Source organism: Oleiphilus sp. HI0123 (genome assembly GCF_001635315.1).
This window is the reverse complement of sequence record NZ_LWGE01001722.1, coordinates 1-2,791: the sequence shown is the minus strand read 5'-3', so window position 1 is coordinate 2,791 and position 2,791 is coordinate 1. Positions and strand designations below refer to the sequence as shown.

Here is a 2,791-nt window from a genome sequence, read left to right as displayed (position 1 = left end):
CATGGTATTTTCGTCAACGGCGGCTGTTTATGGTATGCCGGAAGAGAAAGTAATTAGCGAAGATATGCCACTAGCGCCAATCAACCCTTACGGCGCATCGAAAATGATGAGCGAGCAAATGATTCGTGACCTGTCGGCAGCCAGCGATTTGAATCATGTGATTTTGCGTTACTTTAACGTTGCCGGTGCTGACATTACCAGCCGTTTGGGGCAGGCAACCCCCGAAGCGACTCATCTGATCAAGGTCGCTTGTGAATGTGTAACAGGTGAGCGCGATGGTATGGTGATCTTTGGTACGGATTATGAAACACGTGATGGTACCTGTATCCGCGATTACATCCATGTTGATGATTTGGCTAAAGCGCATGTTATGGCGCTCGATTACATGGCGAAAGGCGGTGAATCGCAAATCCTAAACTGTGGTTATGGCCGTGGCTTTACGGTCAGTGAAGTAATCGATACGGTTAAGGAAAAGTCAGGGCAAGACTTTCCGGTTGAAAATGTCGACCGCAGAGCAGGTGATCCTGATGCGCTGATGGCAAATAATGCCAAAATCAAAGCAGTACTAGGCTGGGAGCCAGATCATGATGACTTAGGTGTGATCGTTAAGTCTGCTTTGGATTGGGAAGCTAAGTGGCAGAAACAAAAAGCTGAGAGTGCAGGCGCTTAATGGCAGACTTCAAACTCGACTCACGCCTGGAAAACGATACGATTCACATAGCGTCTTGGCCATTGTGCGAAGTCTTATTGATGAATGATGTTCAGTATCCATGGCTTATTCTTGTTCCTCGCGTGGGTGATGCAACGGAGTTGTATCACTTAAGTGATGAGCAACGTCAGCAGTTAGATCTTGAGTCGATGTATCTTGGGCAAAACCTAATGCAGCTATTCTCGGGTGATAAGCTTAATATTGCCGCCTTGGGGAACGTTGTAAAACAGCTACATATTCATCATGTTGTGCGTTTTGAAGGTGACCCGACATGGCCAGCGCCAATTTGGGGTAAATTGCCTGCTCAGTCTTATAGCACAGATGAACGCCAGGCTACCTTGCTCAAGCTTAAGCGTATTATTGATAAAGACTGGTCTAACTAGTTATTGTCAATGAAGTACGACAGTTCAGCCGTTTCCAAATACCTGGATACCTATGCAGAGCCTGATATCCAAGCTCTGCAACGCTCCCTGGAAAGACCTTTCGACGCTGTGCTGGTTATTCCTGTTTATGATGAGCCCATCACTCAACTCTTAAAGATTATCGATAAAGTTAGCGCTCATTCGGCTGTTTTGATTTTCGTTTTCAATGCACCGGATGTTGATGAGCCTGAAGTTGCTGCTGCGCAGCAGCGAACACGAGAGGCGCTTGAAAGTCTGGTAAAGCAAACGCAGGCTAGGCAAGAGTCTGAGCTATTTCGAGCTAATATTTCCTCCACGCTGACCCTATATTGTATGAGCTATTGTCACGCGGAGCGCCTGTTGTCACCAAAGCAGGGAGTTGGGCTTGCCAGAAAACTCGGTATGGATCTCGGCCTAAAGCTCGTGCAGCAACAATATTTGAGTACCGGGAAACTAGCCGATTGGCTGCATTCAAGTGATGCGGATGTGAGTTTACCTGAGAGCTATTTTAATATCTCAGTGGATGACTCAAGCGCTGCCGCTGCGATTTACCCCTTCAAACATANTGCTGAGCTCGGGTATGAAACAGCGATGAGCTTGTATGATCACTCCTTGCGTTATTATGTTGATCAACTCCAGCAGGCTGGTTCACCTTATGCCTTCCACACAATCGGGTCATTGATAGCTGTTAGCCCTATCGCTTATGCGCTGGTGAGGGGGTTCCCGAAACGTTCAGCAGGTGAAGACTTCTATTTATTGAATAAGCTCGCGAAAGTTGGGCGTATTCATTCCTTGGAAGCTCCCACGATAGAAATTTCCGGGCGTCCTAGTCACCGTGTTCCCTTTGGCACCGGACCTGCGCTGCTAAAAATTAGCCGCATGGAAAAACCTGACAAGGTTTATACTTTCTATCATCCACAGTGCTTCAAACTGTTAAAAAAACTTCTAAGTATCATTTCAAATTCAGGACAGTCCTTCTCGTCTGCTGAGCTTCTGTTTGAAGCGATTAAAGATACAATGAGTGATGTCGATAGTGCAGCAGTGATTCAAGCGCTCTGTAATTTGAAGATAGAGAAGCAATTTAAACATCTTTCCCAAAAACGTGATTCGATAAGCTTTCAACGCGCTTTTCATATCTGGTTTGATGCTTTCGTCACGCTGCGCTTTATTCACGAAGTGCGTGACAGTCACTACCCGAATGTTAGTTTTAATGAGCTGCCTGAATTATCAAGCGAGATAGACCGGTAAGAGAGTTTTGATGACAGATACCTTAAGCAGAAGTGGAAAGCAGAGTGTGATTTCAGGTTTGATTCCCTGGGAATACCAAACCGGTTCAGGCATGACTTTAAGAGGCCATTACACCGAGCCTAGCGGTAAGCCTATGATCCACTTTATTCATGGTAATGGCTTCTGTGGCCTGACTTTTGAAAATCTTTTATCGCACTTTCAAGCTGATTATGACTTGTTTATCAGTGATGGTCAGGGGCATGGCGACAGTGATGCTGGTGGAAAATACCCAGGTTGGAATCGAAGTGCCAAGTATTTTGCAGAGGTATGGTCGAATTTTGAAGGTATGTGGGGCAAGGTGCCACGCATCGCGATGGGGCATAGCTATGGTGCCATCATGTCGACACTGATTATGTCTAGGCAGCCGAAATTATTCGATATGGGAATCCTAATG

The 2,791-nt window shown here is 46.1% G+C and carries 3 protein-coding genes; all 3 read left to right on the top strand.

All coding sequences use genetic code 11. The features are described 5' to 3' along the window. The coding region (galE, locus tag A3761_RS23300; protein WP_068750998.1) for a UDP-glucose 4-epimerase GalE at window positions 1-670 on the top strand (670 nt) is incomplete at its 5' end. Then, on the top strand, window positions 670-1,092 hold the full coding sequence (locus tag A3761_RS23295; RefSeq protein WP_068511823.1) for an HIT domain-containing protein: 423 nt from the start codon (window positions 670-672) through the stop codon (window positions 1,090-1,092). The genes galE and A3761_RS23295, both read left to right, overlap by 1 nt. A gap of 1,276 nt (window positions 1,093-2,368) precedes the next feature. Next, window positions 2,369-2,791: alpha/beta hydrolase (locus A3761_RS23285; protein ID WP_197473199.1), on the top strand; the 423-nt coding region annotated here is incomplete at its 3' end.